Origin of the sequence: Enterovirga aerilata, assembly GCF_013044135.1 — a bacterium.
GTDB lineage: Bacteria > Pseudomonadota > Alphaproteobacteria > Rhizobiales > Beijerinckiaceae > Enterovirga > Enterovirga aerilata.
Genome location: NZ_JABEPP010000002.1, coordinates 723,260 through 741,297, shown reverse-complemented (window position 1 = coordinate 741,297; position 18,038 = coordinate 723,260). Strand labels below are relative to the sequence as shown.

Below are 18,038 nucleotides of genomic sequence, written 5' to 3'. Positions count from 1 at the left end.
AGAGAGAACTTGCCCCATGGCCGTCACGACCTTCGACGTCAGCGATCTCAAGCGCCGCATGCAGGGCGCCATCAATTCGCTGAAGCACGATCTTGGCAGCCTGCGCACCGGCCGCGCGACGCCCAGCCTGGTCGAGCCGATCCAGGTCGAAGCCTATGGCGCCACGATGCCCATCACCCAGGTGGCGACGGTGAGCGTCCCGGAGCCGCGCCTTCTGTCGATCCAGGTCTGGGACCGCGGCATGGTCGCGGCCGTCGAGAAGGCGATCCGGCAATCCGATCTCGGCCTCAATCCCCAGACGGAAGGCCAGGTGATCCGGCTGCGCATCCCCGAGATGAACGAGCAGCGCCGCAAGGAGATGGTCAAGGTCGCGCACAAATATGCGGAAGAGGCCCGGATCGCGGTCCGCCACGTCCGCCGCGACGGGCTCGACACGCTGAAGAAGCTCGAGAAGGACGGCGAGATCAGCGAGGACGACGGCAAGCGGCAGGCCGAGCAGGTCCAGAAGGCGACGGACCAGGCGATCGCCGACATCGACAGCGTCGTCGCTGCTAAAGAAAAGGAAATCATGCACGTCTAATCTGAGCGAGCTCGGCCAGCAGGAGCCCGCATGCCGCCCGAATCCACGGCCTTGAACCTCGCGGTCGCCGAGCCTGCGCTCGGCCCCCTGCCGCGCCACGTCGCCATCATCATGGATGGGAACGGCCGCTGGGCGGCGAAGCGCGGCCTGCCGCGGCTCGAGGGCCATCGCCGGGGCGTCGAGGCCGTGCGCCGCACGGTGCGGGCGGCGATCGGGCTCGGGATCGAGCACCTGACCGTCTATGGCTTTTCGGCGGAGAACTGGCGCCGTCCGGCGGACGAGGTGGCGGACCTATTCGGCCTGCTGAAGCGCTTCATCCGGGTGGATCTCGCTCAGCTCCACGCCAACAACGTGCGGGTCAGCGTCATCGGCGACCGGCCGGCCCTGGCCGAGGATATCCGGCTGCTTCTCGACGAGGCGGAGGAGATCACCTGCCGCAACTCGGGCCTGAACCTCGTCGTGGCGTTCAATTACGGCGGCCGGCAGGAGATCGTGCAGGCCGTGCGGCGCCTCGCCCGGCAGGTCCGGGCGGGCGAGCTAGATCCGGAGGCGATCGACATGGGCACGATCGCGGCCGCGCTCGACACGCGCGGGATTCCCGATCCCGACCTCGTCATCCGGACCTCGGGCGAGATGCGGGTGTCGAACTTCCTCCCCTGGCAGACGGCTTATTCCGAGTTCGTCTTCCTGCCGGATCTCTGGCCGGATTTCGACGAGGACACCTTCCGTCAGGCGATCGATCAGTTCCGCGGACGCGACCGCCGCTTCGGCGGGCGGAGCGCGAAGGCGCTCTGAGGTGAGCGATCCGGGCCGCAGCGGCGGTCAGACGCGGACCTCTCCGACCCGCAGCGAGGTCGGGCGCAGAGTCGCGTCGGGCATCGTGCTCGCCGCCGTCGCGCTCGCGGCGGCCTGGCTCGGCGGGCCGGTCTTCGCCCTCTTCTGGCTTGCGGCCGGCATTGCGATCGCCTTCGAATGGATCGCCATGACCAGGGCGGAGCCGCGCGCCATCCTGGCCGCCCTTTGCGCGGCTGGGCTCGCCGGCTTGATCGTCGGCCATAAGCTCGACACGAGCCCGGCGGCGGAGGCCGGGATCCTGCTCCTTGCGCTCGGCGCCCTGGCCTTTGCTGCCGAGAGCGGCCGGGACCGCGCCTGGGCGCTCGCCGGCTTCGCCTATGCGGCGCTCGTGGCGCTCGTCCCGGTCGTGATCCGCGACCGGCCCGATCTGGGCCTCGTACCCATCCTGTGGCTCTTCGCGGTGGTCTGGACCACCGATGTGGCTGCCTATTTCGCCGGGCGGGCGATCGGCGGGCCCAAGCTCGCGCCCTCCGTTAGCCCGAAGAAGACCTGGTCCGGCTTTCTCGGCGGCCTTGCCGGGGCGACGCTCGTCGGCACGCTCGTCGTCGATCTCGGCCGGCGGTTCGGCGCGGAGTTGCCCGTCGGCCTCGTAGCGGTGGCGCTGGGCTCGGCCGTCGCGTCGGTCGCCAGCCAGATCGGAGATCTCGGCGAATCCGCCCTGAAGCGACGCTTCGGCGCCAAGGATTCGGGGCGTCTCATCCCGGGCCATGGCGGCGTCATGGACCGGCTCGACGGCTTTGCGGCGGTTGCGCTCCTCTGCGGTGTCGCGCTGGCAGGCTCGCGCCTGGCGCGCTGAGGAGAGATCGCTTGACGCATCGGATCACCATCCTCGGGGCGACCGGCTCGATCGGGAAATCGACGGCCGAAGTGCTCGCCCAGCATCCGGACCGCTTCCGCGTGACGGCTCTGGTCTCGGGCAGCGACGTACGCGGACTGGCCGAGATGGCGCATCGGCTCGAGGCCGAGTTCGTGGCGCTCGCCGACGCCTCCAAGCAGAAGCCGCTGCGTGAGGCGCTCGCCGGCAGCGGCATCGCGAGCGGGGCCGGACCCTCGGCCGTCATCGAGGCCGTGGAACGCGAGGCCGAAACCATCGTGGCAGCAATCTCCGGGGTGGCGGGGCTGGCACCGACGCACGCGGCGTTGAAGAAGGGACGGCGGATCGGGCTCGCCAACAAGGAGAGCCTGGTCTGCGCGGGCGCCGCCTTCATGCGCGATGCCGCCCGGACCGGGGCCGCGATCCTGCCGATGGATTCGGAGCACAACGCGCTCGCCCAGGCGCTCGCTTCCGGCCATCCGGACGACGTGGTCACGATGACGCTGACCGCCTCCGGCGGGCCTTTCCGGACCTGGGACGAGGCGCGGATCGCCGCCGCCACCCCGGCCCAGACCGCAAAGCACCCGACCTATTCCATGGGCGCCAAGATCAACGTCGATTCGGCGAGCCTCATGAACAAGGGGCTGGAACTGATCGAGGCTCATCACCTCTTCGGCCTTCGCCCGGACCAACTCGACGTCGTGGTCCATCCCCAGTCGATCATCCACGGCCTGGTCCACTGGCGGGACGGCGCGGTCACTGCCGGGCTCGCCAATCCGGACATGAAGATTCCGATCGCGAACTGCCTTGCGGCGGAGCGGCGGCTCACGATGAGCGTGCCGCGTCTCGATCTTGCCGCGATCGGAGGATTTACGTTCGAAGCTCCGGACGAGGCGCGTTTCCCGTGCCTGCGGCTGGCGCGGGCGGCGCTTGCCGCGGGAGGCGGCATGCCGGCGGTGCTGAACGGGGCGAACGAGGTCGCGGTGGAGGCCTTCCTGTCCGGCCGGGCCGGCTTCGGCGACATTCCGAGGGTCGTGGAGGAGACCTGCGCGGCCTTTGCCGGGCAGGCCGGATACGAGCCTGCCACCGTCGAGGATGCGCTCGCGCTCGATCGGGAAGCAAGGCGGATCGCGGCCGGGTTCCTCCCGGCCGTGTCCAGGCCCGCCGTGGCGCGGGTGTAGGGAGAGGATGATGGAATTCGTCGCGGCGGCGCTGGGCAAGACCGGAGCGTTCCTGGTCTACCCCGTCGCGTTCCTGTTCGTGCTGACCATCGTCGTCTTCGTGCATGAATACGGGCATTTCTGGGTCGGCCGGCGCTGCGGCGTCGGCGTGAAGGCCTTCTCCATCGGCTTCGGGCGCGAGCTCTTCGGCTGGGACGACAGGCACGGCACGCGCTGGAAGATCTCCGCCATCCCGCTCGGCGGCTACGTCAAGTTCGTCGGCGACATGAACGGCGCCAGCGTGCCGGACGATGCCGCCCTCGCCCGTATGCCGCCGGCCGAGCGCGCGATCAGCTTCCACACGCAATCGCTGCCGAAACGTGCGGCCATCGTGGCGGCGGGCCCGGCGGCCAACTTCCTGCTCGCGATTCTCGTCTTCGCGGGCATGGCCTATTTCGCCGGCCGTCAGGTCCTCGCGCCGCGGATCGAGACGGTGCAGCCCGGCAGCGCGGCCGAGCTCGCGGGCTTCCGGCCGGACGATCTGGTCATCTCCATCAACGGCCGGGCCATCTCGAGCTTCGCCGACATGCAGCGCCTCGTCTCGACCAGCGCCGGCGACGCGCTCGAAATCGTCGTCGAGCGCGAGGGCCGCCGCCTGACGCTTCAGGCCACTCCGACCGTCCGAGAGGTCGAGGTGCCGGGCTTCGGCAAGCAGAAGATGGGCCTCCTGGGCGTGCAGGGGTCGAAGGACCCCGCCGACCTGCGCTTCGTCCGCTACGGCCCGCTCGAATCGCTGGCCATCGGCGCGCAGGAGACCTGGAGCGTCGTCGACCGCACCTTCAACTACCTGGGCAAGCTGGTGAGCGGGCGCGAATCGGCCCAGCAGCTCTCCGGCCCGATCGGGATCATGCGGGTCTCGGGCGAGGTCGCCTCCATGGGCGGGGTCGGCCCGCTCATCTCGCTGGTCGCGATTCTCTCCGTGTCGATCGGCCTCATCAACCTGTTCCCGATCCCGCTGCTCGACGGCGGGCATCTTCTCTTCTACGCCGTGGAGGCGGTGCGCGGCCGGCCGCTCAGCGACCGCGCCCAGGAGATCGGGTTCCGCATCGGGCTGGCGATCGTCGTGATGCTGATGCTCTTCGCCACCTGGAATGACATTGTTCACCTTGGCGCGTCTTTTGCCGGCCGCGGGACGTGACAGGAAGGCAACGCGCACAGAGAATGACGCGACATTAAGCTTAACTGGGTGTCCATCGGATCGGGCACCCGCTAGAAGCGGACCCTCTCGCGGCTTGGTGAGGGGAAGCCGCCGAATTGGGCCTCGCTTCGAGAGAAGCAAGAGCGAGACGGGCAGTAGATGATGCTGATGAAGACGGTCCGACGGTTCAAGTCGGCAAGCCTTGCCGCGGCGGTCCTCGCGATGGCGGTCCTGGGTGGGGGCGTGGCCTTCGCGCAGGAGATCGTCGTCCAGGGCAACGGCCGCGTCGATGCGGAGACGGTGCGGTCCTATGTGACCGGCTCTGGCTCGCTCGAAGAGGCCCGCCGCAACATGATCCAGAGCGGCATGTTCTCGGACGTGCGCCTGTCGCGGCAGGGCAACCGCATCGTCGTGAATGTGCGCGAGGCCGTCACGGTCAACCGCGTGGTGGTCGAGGGCAATCGCAAGCTCAACAAGGACGCGCTTGAGGGCGATCTCCAGACCAAGGCCCGCCGTCCCTTCAATCAGGCGACCGTCGATGCCGACGTCGCGCGCCTGAAGGAGATCTATGCCCGCATCGGCCGCGCTGCTGCCAAGGTCTCGGCCCGCACGGTCGATCTGCCGAACGGCCGGGTCGACGTCGTGTTCACGGTCGACGAGGGCGGCAAGACCGGCGTCGCCGAGATCAACTTCGTCGGCAACGAGGCCTTTTCGTCGCGTCGCCTGCGCGAGCTGATGAACACGACGGAGATGAACTTTCTCTCGTTCCTGAAGACGAACGACGTCTACGATCCGGAAAAGATCGCGCAGGACGCGGAGATCATCCGCCGTCACTACCTGAAGAACGGTTATGCCGACTTCCAGCTCGTCTCCACGGACGTGCGCTACGACGAGGCGAAGGAAGGCTACGTCATCACGTTCACGGTCAGCGAGGGCCAGCAGTACCGCGTGGGCTCGGTCGGGTTCGACAGCCGCGTCGAGCAGGTGAGCCCGGACATATTGAAGGACGAGATCGAGACGCAGGTCGGCGAGGTCTACAACGCTGAAGACGTCGAGAAGACGCTGTCGAACATGACGAATGCCGCCGTGCGCCGCGGTCAGCCCTTCGTCATCGTGCGGCCGACCGGCGCCCGCAATCCGGCCACCCACACGGTCGATATCGGCTTCGTGGTCGAGGAGGGTCCGCGCGTCTACATTGAGCGCATCAACGTGCGCGGCAACACCCGCACGCGCGACTACGTCGTGCGGCGCGAGCTCGACATCGGCGAAGGCGACCCCTTCAACAAGGTCCTGATGGACCGCGCGGAGCGGCGCCTCAACGGCCTCGGCTATTTCAAGAAGGTCCGCATCACGACGGAGCCGGGCAGCTCGGCCGACCGCGTGGTCGTGAACATCGATGTCGAGGATCAGCCGACCGGCGCCTTCTCGATCTCGGGCGGCTACTCCACCTCGGACGGCGCCATCGGCGAGGTCGCGGTCTCGGAATCGAACTTCCTCGGCCGCGGCCAGTTCGTCCGCCTGGCCGGGCAGATCGGCCAGCGCTCGAACGGTGTCGATTTCAGCTTCACCGAGCCCTACTTCCTCGGCTACCGCTTCGCGGCCGGTTTCGACCTCTTCTCGAAGTACTCGGACCAGACGCAGTACTCGCGCTACGAGAACCGCACCACCGGCGGCCAGATCCGCATCGGCCTGCCGCTCACGGAAGAGTCCGGCGTCACGCTGCGCTACTCGCTCTACGAGCAGAGCCTGAAGATCCCGAACACGACGCGGCGCCCGTTCAACGACTGCTCCGTGCCGATCCCGGGCTACACGACCTTGAATCCAAACGGCACGGCCGCTTACCCGGCCTGCGCCTATGACGGCGAAGCTTCGATCGCGGTGAAGGAGTCCCAGGGCTCGACGCTCACCTCGCTCGCCGGCCTGACGCTCGCCTACAACACGGTCAACGACCTGCGGAACCCGCGGAACGGTCTCTATGCCGAGGCGAAGCCGGAATTCGCGGGCCTGGGCGGCGATTCCAACTTCTTCCGCATCTCCGGCGAGGCGCGGTATTACCACGAGATCTACGAGGACATTGTCGGCCTCGTGAAGATCCAGGGCGGCCACATCGAGGCCACCGGGCGGAACCGCTCCTCGAACGGCCTCCTCACCTTCGGCGGCGACCTCCGGCTCGTGGACCATTTCTTCCTCGGCCCGACGCTCGTGCGCGGCTTCGCGCCGTCCGGCATCGGACCCCGGGACATCTCGACCCCGGATTCGGCCCAGAACGCGCTCGGCGGCACGACCTATATCGGCGGCACGCTCGAGGCCCAGTTCCCGATCCCGCTCATTCCCCGGGATCTCGGCCTGAAGGGCGCGGTCTTCGCCGATGCCGGCACGCTCTTCGGCTATCGTGGCCCGCGCGGCTTCGACGTGACGCGGGACGGCCTGATCACCTGTGGCGTCGCGACGATCCAGCCGGAATGCGTGGACGTCCGCGACCGGATGGTCATCCGCTCCTCGGTGGGCGCCTCGATCCTCTGGAACTCGCCGCTCGGCCCGATCCGCTTCGACTACGCCTACGCGCTGTCGAAGGACGAGGGCGTGATCCGGACCTATCCGGGCGTCGGCCCGGTCCGGGTCGGGCAGGACCAGACGCAGGCTTTCCGGTTCTCGGGCGGCACGCGCTTCTGATCGGTACGACTTGAGGGAAGAAGGCCGGCCGCCACGCGCGGCCGGCTCCGCCATGTCCGAACCCATCTTCTTTGCGCCGGAGGCGAGCCTCTCGCTCGGCGATGTCGCGCAGATCGCCGGCGTGCCGCTGCCGGAAGGCGCGCCGGCCCTCACGCTGCGGGCGGTCGCCTCCCTCGAAGAGGCCGGCCCGTCCGACCTCGCTTATATGGACAACCCGCTCTACGTGGAGGCGCTTCGCCTGACGCGCGCCGGGGCCTGCCTCATCTCGAGTCGCTTCGCCGCCGCGGTGCCGCCCGGCACCTACCCCCTCGTGGTGCCGGCGCCCTATCGTGCCTACGCCGCCGTGCTGGCCCATCTGCATCCCTCGGCCCTCCGGCCGCGATCCCCCTTCGGCGCAAGCGGCGTCACGCCGGGGAGCTTCGTCCATCCGACGGCGCGGCTCGAGCCCGAGGTGGTGGTCGATCCGGCCGCGGTGGTCGGCCCCGGCGTCGAGATCGGCCGCGGCACCGTGATCGGGGCGGGCGCCGTGATCGGAGCCGGCTCGCGCATCGGCCGGGATTGCTCGGTCGGGCCAGGGGCAAGCGTTATGTACGCGCTTCTCGGCAACCGGGTGATCGTCCATCCGGGCGCCAGGATCGGCCAGGACGGGTTCGGCTTCGCGTTCGTGGCCGGCCGGCACCAGAAGGTGCCGCAGGTCGGCCGCGTGATCATCCAGGACGATGTGGAGATCGGCGCGGGCACGACGATCGACCGGGGCGCCACGCGCGACACGATCATCGGCGAGGGCACCAAGATCGACAACCTCGTCCAGATCGCCCACAACGTGGTGATCGGCCGCCATTGCATCATCGTCGCCCAGACCGGGATTTCCGGCTCGGCGCGCCTCGACGACTACGTGGTGCTGGGCGGGCAGGTGGGCGTGGTCGGCCATGTCCGGATCGGGGAGGGCGCCCAGATCGCGGCCTCGTCCAACGTGAATGCGGATGTGCCGCCCGGCGTGCGCTGGGGTGGCACGCCGGCGAAGCCGGTGCGGGAGTGGTTCCGGGAACTCCACACCCTCAAAAGGCTTGCATCCCGACCCGTTAACGCGAAAGAGGGCGGCGATGGCGACGCTGCTTGATTTGCCCGCTTCCGGCGGGGAGACATCGATGGCGCAGGATACCGGAGGGACGCTGGGCAGCGCCGACATCGTGCAACTGCTCGACCTCCTGCCGCACCGCTACCCCTTCCTGCTCGTGGACCGCATCGTCGAGATGCGCGGCGACGAGTCCTGCGTCGGGATCAAGAACGTCAGCTTCAACGAGCCCCAGTTCCAGGGCCACTTCCCCGGCAAGCCCGTCTTCCCCGGCGTCCTCATCATCGAGGGCATGGCGCAGACTGCGGGCGCGCTCTGCGTCTGGTCCCAGCTCGCGAACAAGAAGCCGCCGAGCAAGGTATTCTTCATGACCATCGACAATGCCAAGTTCCGCAAGCCGGTCGAGCCTGGCGATGTCCTCCGCTACCGCATGACGAAGCTGCGCAGCCGACGGAACATGTGGTGGTTTCGCGGCGAGGCCACCGTCGACGGTGCGCTCGTCGCCGAGGCCGAGGTCAGCGCCATGCTGGTAACCGAATGAGCTTCCACGGAACGATCCATCCGGCGGCGATCGTCGATCCGGCCGCCAAGATCGGGGACGATGTGCGCATCGGCCCCTATTGCATGGTGGGGCCGGATGTCGAGCTCGGGGACGGGGTGGAGCTGATCAGCCACGTCGTGGTGACAGGGCACACCAGGGTCGGCGCGCGCACCCGCATCTTTCCCTTCGCGTCGATCGGCCACGCTCCGCAGGACCTTCGCTACCGCGGCGAGCCGACAACCCTGACGATCGGCGAGGATTGCATCATCCGCGAGGGCGTGACGATGAATCCCGGCACCCCGAACGGGACCGGCAAGACCACTGTCGGCAGCAGGTGCTTCTTCCTCGCCCATTCGCATGTCGCCCATGATTGCCGCGTCGGCGACAACGTCATCCTGACCAACAACGTCATGCTCGCGGGCCACTGCAAGATCGGCGACTATGCCATCATCGGCGGGGGGGCGGGCATCCATCAGTTCGTGCGCATCGGCCCGCACGCCTTCGTGGGCGGCCTCTCGGGGGTCGAGAACGACGTCATCCCCTACGGCATGGTGCTTGGCAATCGCGCCTATCTGGCCGGGCTGAATATCGTGGGGCTGCGCCGCCGCGGCTTCTCGCGCGAGCAGATCCACGACCTCCGCCGCGCCTACCGCCTCCTCTTCGCGGACGAGGGTACGCTCGCCGAACGGGTGGACGACGTGGCCGAGGAGTTCACGGTGCATCCGACGGTGCACGAGATTCTCGACTTCATCCGCGGTGGCGGCGACCGCGCGCTCTGCACGCCGCGCGAGGCGGTCACCGCGCGGCCGTGATGGGCGCGGAGGGGAGCTCCGGGCCGGTCGCGATCCTGGCGGGTTCGGGCGAGTTTCCCCTGCTCCTTGCGGACCGTCTCGCCGCCGCCGGGCGCGAGACCCGCATCCTGGCCTTCCGCGGCTTCGCCTCCCGCGCGGTGCGCGCCAGGGCCGATGCCTCGGTCGGCCTTCTGGATGCCAAGGGCACGCTGTCCTGGCTCGAGCGCTGCGGTCCGGACTGCGTGACGCTCGCCGGCGGCTTGAGACGGCCCGATCCCGGCGCCCTCCTCGATGCCTATTCGGCGCTGCGCAGCCGGGCGGAGCTGCGCGCCATCCTGGCCCGGGGAGACGACAACCTCCTTCGAGCCGCCATCGGGCTCCTGGAGGAGCGCGGCTTTCGCCTCGTCGGCCTTACAGACCTCGCACCCGAGCTCCTCGCGCCGGCAGGCGCCTTGGGCACGCGCGTACCGGACGAGGCATCCCTAGGCTCGGTCCGGATCGGAATGGAGCTGCTGCGGAAGCTCTCGTCCTTCGATGTCGGGCAGGCTGCCGTCCTGGCCGGCGACCGCGTGCTCGCCATCGAGGGACCCGAGGGGACGGACCGCATGCTGGCCCGGGCTCGCGCGCTCCGCAGGCGCGGTTTCCTCCGCCGCCCGGAACGCGGCGGCGTGCTCGTGAAGGCGCCGAAGGAAGGGCAGGACCTGCGCGTCGACCTGCCCGCGATCGGGCCGCGGACAATGGTCAATGCGGCGCGAGCCGGCCTCTCCGGCGTGGCGGTCGCGAGCGGCCTCTCCGTCGTGCTCGACCGTGCGGAGACGGTTCGGATGGCGGACCGGCTCGGCCTCTTCCTCTTCGGCGCGGCGGGACGGGGCACGTGAGGCAAGCGAAGGTCTTCCTCATCGCCGGCGAGGAATCGGGGGACCAGCTCGGCGCCGGGCTCATGCGGGCGCTGAAGGCCGGCATCGGGGACGTGGCCTTCGAGGGGGTGGGCGGTCGCGCCATGGAGGGGGAAGGGCTGAAGAGCCTCTTCCCGCTTTCGGATATCGCGGTCATGGGGATCACGGCCGTCCTGGCCCGGCTGCCGTCGATCTATCGGCGTGGGCTGGAGGCCGTGGAGGCGGTGGTGCGCTTCCGGCCCGACGTGCTGGTCGTGATCGACAGCCCCGAATTCACCCACGCCGTGGCGCGCCGGGTCCGGCGCCGTCTGCCGGACCTGCCGATCGTCAACTATGTCAGCCCGAGCGTCTGGGCCTGGCGGCCGGGCCGCGCCCCGCGCATGCGGGCCTATATCGACCATGTGCTCGCGCTGAAGCCCTTCGAGCCTGCCGCCCATAGCCGGCTTGGCGGGCCGCCCTGCACCTATGTCGGCCACCCGCTGGTCGAGCAGCTCCACGAGCTGCGACCTGCGCCGGGAGAACGGCGGCCCATCGCCGACGATCCGCTGACCCTGCTCGTTCTTCCCGGGAGCCGCCGATCCGAGATTTCCCGCCTGATGGAGCCGTTCGGCGCAGCGCTTGCGCTGCTCCAGGAATTGGCCGGGCGGCGCTTTGAACTGCTCCTGCCCGCGGTTCCCCATCTCGTCGAGGACATCCGCGCACGCGCCGCCGGCTGGACGATGCGACCGACCATCGTGGAGGGTGAGCAGGCGAAGCGCGCGGCCTTCAGGCGGGCGAACGCGGCGCTCGCGGCTTCGGGCACGGTGACGCTCGAGCTCGCGCTTTCCGGCGTGCCGATGGTCGTCGCCTACAAGGTGTCGAAACTGGAGGAGCAGCTGAAGCACATCATCAAGGTGCCCTCGATCGTGCTGGCGAACCTGATCCTCGGGGAGAACGTGGTGCCTGAGCGCGTGCAATGGGATTGCACGCCCGAGAAGCTCGCCGGGGCGCTCCTGCCGCTGCTGGGCTCCTCGCCCGAGCGGCAGCGGCAGATCGAGGCCTTCGGGCGCCTCGACCGGATCATGGAAGCAGGCGGCATCAGCACGCCGTCGGAGCGCGCAGCCGGGATCGTCGTGGCCGAGATCGAGCGGGCGCAGCGTCGGTCGAGCTGAGCCCGCTCGCATTCATGCCGCGCGGGCGGTGTCCCACTCCCGAAGGGCGGCGGCGTCGCGCGGGGTGACGTCCGGATAGTCCGGATCGGACCCGACCTCCGGCGTGATCTTCCACGAGCGCGCGCACTTGCGGCCTTCCGCACGCTCCGGCACGACCGCGACTCCCCTGACGTCCTCCAGTCGGAACGCGTCGGCCGGCGGCTCGCCGGCGACGATCCTGATGCCGGAGGTGATGCAGACCTCGGCCAGGTCCACACCCTCCAGCGCCGCCATGATCCCCGGGTCGGAGACATAGACCAGCGGTGCAGCCTCCAGGCTCGCGCCGATGCGCTTGGCCGCGCGCTCGATTTCGAGCGCGCCGGTCACGACGCGGCGGACGCGCCGGACCTCCGCCCATTTCCGGGCGAGTTCGGGCGAGAGCCATTCCTCGGGCACCGCCGGGAAGGTCTCCAGATGCACCGATCCGCTCTCGGACGGATAGCGCTCCAGCCATGCCTCCTCGGCCGTGAAGGCGAGGATCGGCGCGATCCACACCACCACGCAGCGGAACACCTCGTCGATCACCGTGAGCGCCGCCTTGCGGGTGCGGCTCGAGATCGGGTCGCAATAGAGCGCGTCCTTTCGGACGTCGAAGTAGAAGGCGGAGAGATCGCCCGTCATGAAGGCCGACAGGAGCGCGACGACGCGGCTGTACTCGAATTCCGCATAGGCCTTGCGGATCTCGCGATCGAGCTCGGAGAGCCGGTGCAGGACGAGGCGCTCGAGCTCGGGCATCTCGCTTAGTGCGACGCGGTCCTCCTCCCGGTGATGCGCCAGCGAGCCCAGCATCCAGCGGATCGTGTTGCGCAGCTTCCGGTAGGTCTCGACGAAGGTCTTCAGGATCTCCGGGCCGATGCGCAGGTCGTCCGAATAGTCGGACGCCGCCACCCAGAGGCGCAGGATGTCGGCTCCTGACGAGGCGATCACCTCCTGCGGGGCCGTCACGTTCCCGCGCGACTTCGACATCTTCTCCCCGCGCTCGTCGAGTACGAAACCGTGCGTCAGCACATAGTCGAAGGGAGCGCGGCCGCGCGTGCCGCAGGATTCGAGCAGCGAGGAGTGAAACCAGCCGCGATGCTGGTCCGAGCCCTCCAGGTACATCACGCTGTCCTGCCCGCCGTCCATCTTGCGGCGGATGCCGGCAAGACCCGGGAAATGTACCGGATCCTCGAGCACGAAGGCGTGCGTCGAGCCGGAATCGAACCAGACATCGAGGATGTCGTCCACCTTCTCGTACTGGTCCGCAGAGTGCCCGCCGGCTGCGAGGAAGCGCGCGGCCGCTCCCTCCTCGAACCAGGCATCCGCGCCTTCGGCGGCGAACGCCGCCGCGATCGCCCCGTCGACCTTGTCGTCGCGCAGGATCTCGTCCGTGCCCCGGCGGACGAAGACGGCGATCGGTACTCCCCAGGCGCGCTGGCGCGAGACGACCCAATCCGGCCGGTTCTCGATCATGCCGGTGATGCGGTTCTCGCCGATCGCCGGGATCCAGCGGACATGGTGCTTGATCTGATCGAGCGCGCGCGAGCGGAGCGTGGTGTCGTCGCCAAGGTCCCGGTCCATGGCGATGAACCACTGCGCGGTGTTGCGGAAGAGGAGCGGCGCCTTGGAGCGCCAGGAATGCGGGTACTGATGCTTCAGCCGGCCGCGCGCCACGAGCGCTCCGACCTCCGTGAGCTTGCGGATGACCGCATCGTTCGCGCCCCCGTCCTTGCCCTTGGCGTCATAGACGCGCTCGCCGGCAAAGAAGGGCACGGTCGGAAAATACGCGGAATCCTCGTCGACCGTGTGAGGAACCTCCGGCGTGCCGCAGGCCGCGAAGGTCTCGCGATGCTTGAGGAAGGTGCCGTAATCGTCGATGCCGTGCCCGGGCGCGGTGTGGACGAAGCCGGTGCCCGCATCTTCCGTGACGTAGTCGGCGGGCAGCACCGGGACGTCGAAATCCCAGTAGCCGCCGCCCCCGACCAGGCCGCGGAACGGATGGGCGCAGCGCACGATCATGACCGGAAGGACGTCCTTCAGGCGGCGATAGCCGGCAACCCGCGCGGCCCCGAGCACCTCGCCGGCGAGCTTGTCCGCGATGACGTAGCGGGACCCTGCCCGAGCCCAGTTGTCAGGCGCAGCCTCGGTGACCTCGTAGAGCCCATAGGAGATCTCCGACCCGAAGACTATCGCCCGGTTCGCCGGGATGGTCCAAGGCGTGGTCGTCCAGATCAGGACGGCGGCGCCTTCAAGGTCGGCGTCGAGCGTCTGCGTGATCGGGAAGGCGACCCAGATCATCTGAGAGGTCTTCTCGTGGTACTCGACCTCGGCTTCCGCCAGCGCAGTCTTCTCCACGGAGGACCACATGACCGGCTTCGAGCCGCGATAGAGCTGGCCGGTGCGGGCGAAGGCCATGATCTCGCGGGCGATCTGCGCCTCGGCCGGGTAGGCCATGGTCGTATAGGGATGCGCCCAGTCGCCCTCGACGCCGAGGCGCTTGAACTCCTCGCGCTGCACGTCGATCCACTTCTCGGCGAAGGCGCGGCATTCCCGCCGGAAATCGACGATCGGCACCTCGTCCTTGTTCTTGCCCCGAGCCCGATATTCCTCTTCGATTTTCCACTCGATCGGCAGTCCGTGGCAGTCCCAGCCCGGCACGTAGTTCGAGTCGAAGCCGAGCATCTGCTGCGAGCGGGTCACGAGGTCCTTGAGGATCTTGTTCAGCGCATGCCCGATATGGATGTTGCCGTTCGCGTAGGGCGGTCCGTCATGCAGGATGAAGCGGGGCCGCCCGGCGGCCTTGCGCCGAAGCTGGCCGTAGAGGTCGATCTCCCGCCAGCGCTTCAGGAGGAGCGGCTCGCGCTGCGGCAGACCGGCCCGCATCGGAAACTCGGTCTTGGGGAGGAACAGGGTTTCGGAATAGTCGCGGATCGCCGTCGGCGTCCTCGCAAGCTGCTCGTTCATAGAAGATTGACCATAAAGGCGGCCGCCGCTGAGGCGGAGGAGGGCGGAACGGAGCGCGACCCGACCGTCGCGATCACGCGAGGGTCGGGCAGGTAATTCGCCGAATGATGACGCCGATGAACCGCATCGAGCCGGTCGTCCGCCTTCTGAGAATGCGCGCTTCTACCAGTCTGAAAGGCGCTAAGGAAGCAGAGCCCTGTCACCCGATGAAGGACCGGAGGTCGGACGAGCTGCCCCGGGCGAGCAGCTCCCGGGCTGCCGCCTCGTCCCGCTTCATCTGCGCGACGAGCGCCTCCGCGTCGGCGAAGCGCTCTTCCGATCGGATCCGGCCGACGAGCTCGATTTCGATCTCGCGACCGTAGAGATCTTCTGCGAAGTCGAAGATGTAGGTTTCGAGGAGCGGCGCCCCGTTGTCGAAGGTGGGCCGCCGGCCGAAGCTCGCGACCCCCTCCCGCACTTCGCCGGGGGCGGTCGCCGCGCGCACCGCATAGATCCCGTGGGCGAGGCGGCAGCCCGGATCGAGGCTCATGTTCGCTGTCGGATAGCCGAGGGTCCGTCCACGCTTGTCGCCGTGTCCGATCTCCCGGCGCACGAACCAGCGGTAGCCGAGAAGCGCGTTGGCGTGGGCGATGTCCCCGGCCTCCAGCGCGGCGCGGATGCGGCTCGACGAGACGGGCGCACCGTCCGCCTCAACGGTGCCGACCATGGTGAGCCCGATACCGTTCTCCCGCGCGAGCTCGGCCAGCACCGCCGGCGTTCCCTCCCGTCCCCGCCCGAAGTGGAAATCGCCGCCGACCACCAGAGCGCTGGCGGCAAGCTCCCCCCGCAGCAGGGCTGACACGAAGTCGCGCGCCGCCGTCGCCGCGAGGCTGGCGTCGAAGCGCCGGATGAACGCGACGTCGAGCCCGAGCGCGCGGAGGATCTTCAGCTTTACCGCCTCCGGCGTCAGGCGGAAATGGGCCGCGCCCGGGGCGAAGAAGGCGCGCGGATGGGGATCGAAGGTGAGGATGGCGGCCGGACGTCCCTCTCGATGCGCTCCTTCGATGGCGGTGGTGACCAGCGCCTGATGACCGCGATGCAGCCCGTCGAAATTGCCGATGGCGATCACGGCGCCTTGCAGGTGCGGCGGAACGGCGTCGCCGTCGCGGCAGACGGTCAGGTCGCGCGCAGGCTGTGTGGATGTCGTGATCATTGCCGGGTCGTCGGGAGAGGGCGAGACGCTTGGCGAATGCTGGGCCTCCGGTCAATCCCGACTGCAGGCTCGGCGATCGACTTAACGCCTCTGCAACCTACGGGCGCCTAAATGGAGCGGAACGCCGCGGTCGATCAGCGGCGACCGTTCTATGGGGCGCCAGGATGGCTTTGGACTACGGCACTCCGATCCTTGTCGTCGACGACTACGACACGATGCTCCGGATCATCCGTAACCTCCTGAAGCAACTCGGCTTCGAGGATATCGACGAGGCATCCGACGGAAAGGCCGCGCTGGAGAAGCTGAGTCGGAAGCCGTACGGGCTGGTCATCTCCGACTGGAACATGGAGCCGATGACCGGCTACGAACTCCTGCGCCACGTGCGGGCGGACGAGCGCCTCAAATCCACGCCCTTCATCATGGTGACGGCCGAGTCCAAGACCGAGAACGTGATCGCGGCCAAGAAGGCGGGGGCCAGCAACTACATCGTCAAGCCCTTCAACGCGCAGACGCTGAAGAACAAGATCGAGGCCGTGTGCGGCGCATAGCCGACATCCTCCGCCGCGCCTTCCGGCATCCCGCGACGCTCGATCTGACCCCGTCCGACATGCGCCCGGCGATGCCGGATCCGGCGGGGGAGGGACGGGGCTGCCAGCCGTCGGAGCGGCGCAAGCTCGAGCTCATCGCGCGCGAGATCGGGCAGGTGGCCGACTACGTGACCCGGCTCAAGCGGGAGATCCGGGCGCTGAAGGCCGGCGAGGTTTCCGCCAAGCGCATGCCTGCGACCATCACCGATCTGCGCGGCGTCCACGAGGCGACGAGAAGCGCGGCCGAGACGATCATGGCGGCCGCCGAGGCCATCCTGGCGCGGGACAGCAGGGACGCCGATTACCGCGCTTTCGTGGCCGACCGCGTAACCGAGATCATGCAGGCCTGCTCGTTCGAGGACCTTGCCGGTCAGCGCCTCGACCGTGCAATGGAGACCCTGCAGGACGTCGAGCGCCGGCTCGGGCGCTTCGCCAAAGCGGTCAAGATCGCCGACGCGGCGGACCGTTTCGATCGGCGGACGATCATGCGCGAAGCTCGGCGCGAGGTGCTTCTCGTCGAGGGACCTCAGAACGGCGGCGCCGCGATCAAGCAGGCCGATATCGACGAGATATTCCGATAGCGCCGGCACCGTAAGGTCGAAGTCACCAGACGAGTTCAGGGGCGAGCGCGGTCGGCTGGAAATCCTGCGCGGCGAGCCAGGCAAGTGCCTGGCTCTCGTCCACCTTGCCCGGTCGATAGCCGATATCGGCGGCATGGATCCCGCGTGCGACGAGTAGCACGTCGACGCCGAAGGAGCGTCCGCCGGCGACGTCCGTCCGGATCGCGTCCCCGATGGCGAGGATGCGTGACGCGGAGGGATCGCGGCCGATCAGCTTCGCCCCGAGAGCCGCCGCCTCCTCGTAGATCGGCCGGTGCGGCTTGCCGCCCGTATAGGTCTCGCCGCCAAGCGCCTCGTAGGCCGCGGCCAAGGCGCCGGCGCAGAGGACGAGCTGGTGTCCGCGCTCGACGACGATGTCGGGATTCGCACAGACCATCCAGAGCCCGCGCTCGCGCATCCTGCGCAGCGTTGGCGCGTAATCGGCGACGGTCTCGTGTTCGTCGTCGAAGAGGCCGGTGCAGACGACGTAGTCCGCCTCCTCCAGCGAGGCGAAGCGCACCGGTAGCCCGTCGAAGAGCGGCAGGTCGCGCTCGGGCCCAATATGGTGGAGCGGGTCGTCGCCGCGGCGGATCACGGCGGCGCGCGTCAGGTCGCCTGAGGTGACGATGGCGTCGTAGGCGGCGCGCGGAACGCCGAGCCCGTCCAGCTGCGCTGCGACCGAGGAGCCCGGACGCGGCGCGTTCGAGACCAGGATCACGCGGCCGCCACCCTCCCGATACCGCTGCAACGCCGAGCCGGCGTCCGGGAAAGCCCGCAGGCCGTCATGGAGAACGCCCCAGACATCGCACAGGAGAAGGTCGTAGCGAGGGGCAAGCGCCTCGAAACGCGTGACGAACTCGACGGAGGGGAGCTCCGCCTGGCGAGCTTGAGGCTGTGTGGACACAAGGCCGCGCTAGGAGAGGGCGGTGTCCAAGTCAACAGCG

General features: G+C 68.8%; 16 protein-coding genes. 13 read left to right on the top strand and 3 right to left on the bottom strand.

The features are described from left to right. Positions 1-16: 16 nt before the first annotated feature. From frr to lpxB, 11 genes are all read left to right on the top strand, one after another. Complete coding sequence (frr, locus tag HJG44_RS08870; RefSeq protein WP_171217962.1) at positions 17-580, top strand: ribosome recycling factor; 564 nt, start codon at positions 17-19, stop codon at positions 578-580. A gap of 30 nt (positions 581-610) precedes the next feature. Continuing rightward, the gene (locus HJG44_RS08865) at positions 611-1,375 is read left to right on the top strand and encodes an isoprenyl transferase (protein ID WP_171217961.1); all 765 of its coding nucleotides are present in this window, start codon (positions 611-613) and stop codon (positions 1,373-1,375) included. A 1-nt stretch (position 1,376) separates the two neighbouring features. Further along, complete coding sequence (locus tag HJG44_RS08860; protein ID WP_171217960.1) at positions 1,377-2,231, top strand: phosphatidate cytidylyltransferase; 855 nt, start codon at positions 1,377-1,379, stop codon at positions 2,229-2,231. 11 nt (positions 2,232-2,242) lie between these two features. Beyond that, complete coding sequence (gene dxr, locus HJG44_RS08855; RefSeq protein ID WP_171217959.1) at positions 2,243-3,430, top strand: 1-deoxy-D-xylulose-5-phosphate reductoisomerase; 1,188 nt, start codon at positions 2,243-2,245, stop codon at positions 3,428-3,430. Between the two features lie 10 nt (positions 3,431-3,440). Then, a complete protein-coding gene (gene rseP, locus HJG44_RS08850; RefSeq protein WP_171218216.1) occupies positions 3,441-4,607 on the top strand; it encodes an RIP metalloprotease RseP in 1,167 nt (388 codons plus the stop codon). Positions 4,608-4,766: 159 nt separating this feature from the next. Next, complete coding sequence (bamA, locus tag HJG44_RS08845) at positions 4,767-7,280, top strand: outer membrane protein assembly factor BamA (RefSeq protein ID WP_171217958.1); 2,514 nt, start codon at positions 4,767-4,769, stop codon at positions 7,278-7,280. 52 nt (positions 7,281-7,332) lie between these two features. Continuing rightward, the gene (gene lpxD / locus HJG44_RS08840) at positions 7,333-8,400 is read left to right on the top strand and encodes a UDP-3-O-(3-hydroxymyristoyl)glucosamine N-acyltransferase (protein ID WP_171217957.1); all 1,068 of its coding nucleotides are present in this window, start codon (positions 7,333-7,335) and stop codon (positions 8,398-8,400) included. 28 nt (positions 8,401-8,428) lie between these two features. Then, on the top strand, positions 8,429-8,896 hold the full coding sequence (gene fabZ, locus HJG44_RS08835) for a 3-hydroxyacyl-ACP dehydratase FabZ (RefSeq protein WP_171217956.1): 468 nt from the start codon (positions 8,429-8,431) through the stop codon (positions 8,894-8,896). Continuing rightward, the gene (lpxA, locus tag HJG44_RS08830; protein ID WP_171217955.1) at positions 8,893-9,708 is read left to right on the top strand and encodes an acyl-ACP--UDP-N-acetylglucosamine O-acyltransferase; all 816 of its coding nucleotides are present in this window, start codon (positions 8,893-8,895) and stop codon (positions 9,706-9,708) included. The genes fabZ and lpxA overlap by 4 nt, the downstream gene beginning before the upstream one ends. Continuing rightward, the gene (locus HJG44_RS08825; RefSeq protein ID WP_171217954.1) at positions 9,708-10,565 is read left to right on the top strand and encodes an LpxI family protein; all 858 of its coding nucleotides are present in this window, start codon (positions 9,708-9,710) and stop codon (positions 10,563-10,565) included. The genes lpxA and HJG44_RS08825 overlap by 1 nt, the downstream gene beginning before the upstream one ends. Then, the gene (gene lpxB, locus HJG44_RS08820) at positions 10,562-11,734 is read left to right on the top strand and encodes a lipid-A-disaccharide synthase (protein WP_346767124.1); all 1,173 of its coding nucleotides are present in this window, start codon (positions 10,562-10,564) and stop codon (positions 11,732-11,734) included. Before HJG44_RS08825 ends, lpxB begins: the two co-directional genes overlap by 4 nt. A 12-nt stretch (positions 11,735-11,746) precedes the next feature. On the opposite strand, the gene ileS is transcribed toward lpxB, so the two are convergent. Continuing rightward, entirely contained in the window at positions 11,747-14,716 is a 2,970-nt protein-coding gene (ileS, locus tag HJG44_RS08815) for an isoleucine--tRNA ligase (protein ID WP_171217953.1), read from the bottom strand. Positions 14,717-14,915: 199 nt separating this feature from the next. Further along, positions 14,916-15,908 (bottom strand): bifunctional riboflavin kinase/FAD synthetase, encoded by a 993-nt coding sequence (locus HJG44_RS08810; RefSeq protein WP_171217952.1) that lies wholly within the window; start codon positions 15,906-15,908, stop codon positions 14,916-14,918. A gap of 164 nt (positions 15,909-16,072) precedes the next feature. On the opposite strand from HJG44_RS08810, the gene HJG44_RS08805 reads away from it, so the two are divergent. Continuing rightward, a complete protein-coding gene (locus tag HJG44_RS08805; protein WP_171217951.1) occupies positions 16,073-16,456 on the top strand; it encodes a response regulator in 384 nt (127 codons plus the stop codon). Continuing rightward, on the top strand, positions 16,444-17,076 hold the full coding sequence (locus HJG44_RS08800; RefSeq protein WP_171217950.1) for a chemotaxis protein: 633 nt from the start codon (positions 16,444-16,446) through the stop codon (positions 17,074-17,076). The genes HJG44_RS08805 and HJG44_RS08800 overlap by 13 nt, the downstream gene beginning before the upstream one ends. A gap of 22 nt (positions 17,077-17,098) precedes the next feature. On the opposite strand, the gene HJG44_RS08795 is transcribed toward HJG44_RS08800, so the two are convergent. After that, positions 17,099-17,998, bottom strand: a complete 900-nt coding sequence (locus HJG44_RS08795) for a TIGR01459 family HAD-type hydrolase (RefSeq protein WP_171217949.1) — start codon at positions 17,996-17,998, stop codon at positions 17,099-17,101. Between the last annotated feature and the right edge of the window lie 40 nt (positions 17,999-18,038).

Coding starts and splice junctions, on each gene's coding strand:
- frr (WP_171217962.1), top strand. CDS start 17: ATGGCCGTCACGACCTTCGACGTCAGCGATCTCAAGCGCCGCATGCAG.
- HJG44_RS08865 (WP_171217961.1), top strand. CDS start 611: ATGCCGCCCGAATCCACGGCCTTGAACCTCGCGGTCGCCGAGCCTGCG.
- rseP (WP_171218216.1), top strand. CDS start 3,441: ATGGAATTCGTCGCGGCGGCGCTGGGCAAGACCGGAGCGTTCCTGGTC.
- bamA (WP_171217958.1), top strand. CDS start 4,767: ATGATGCTGATGAAGACGGTCCGACGGTTCAAGTCGGCAAGCCTTGCC.
- lpxD (WP_171217957.1), top strand. CDS start 7,333: ATGTCCGAACCCATCTTCTTTGCGCCGGAGGCGAGCCTCTCGCTCGGC.
- fabZ (WP_171217956.1), top strand. CDS start 8,429: ATGGCGCAGGATACCGGAGGGACGCTGGGCAGCGCCGACATCGTGCAA.
- lpxA (WP_171217955.1), top strand. CDS start 8,893: ATGAGCTTCCACGGAACGATCCATCCGGCGGCGATCGTCGATCCGGCC.
- HJG44_RS08825 (WP_171217954.1), top strand. CDS start 9,708: ATGGGCGCGGAGGGGAGCTCCGGGCCGGTCGCGATCCTGGCGGGTTCG.
- ileS (WP_171217953.1), bottom strand. CDS start 14,716: ATGAACGAGCAGCTTGCGAGGACGCCGACGGCGATCCGCGACTATTCC.
- HJG44_RS08810 (WP_171217952.1), bottom strand. CDS start 15,908: ATGATCACGACATCCACACAGCCTGCGCGCGACCTGACCGTCTGCCGC.
- HJG44_RS08805 (WP_171217951.1), top strand. CDS start 16,073: ATGGCTTTGGACTACGGCACTCCGATCCTTGTCGTCGACGACTACGAC.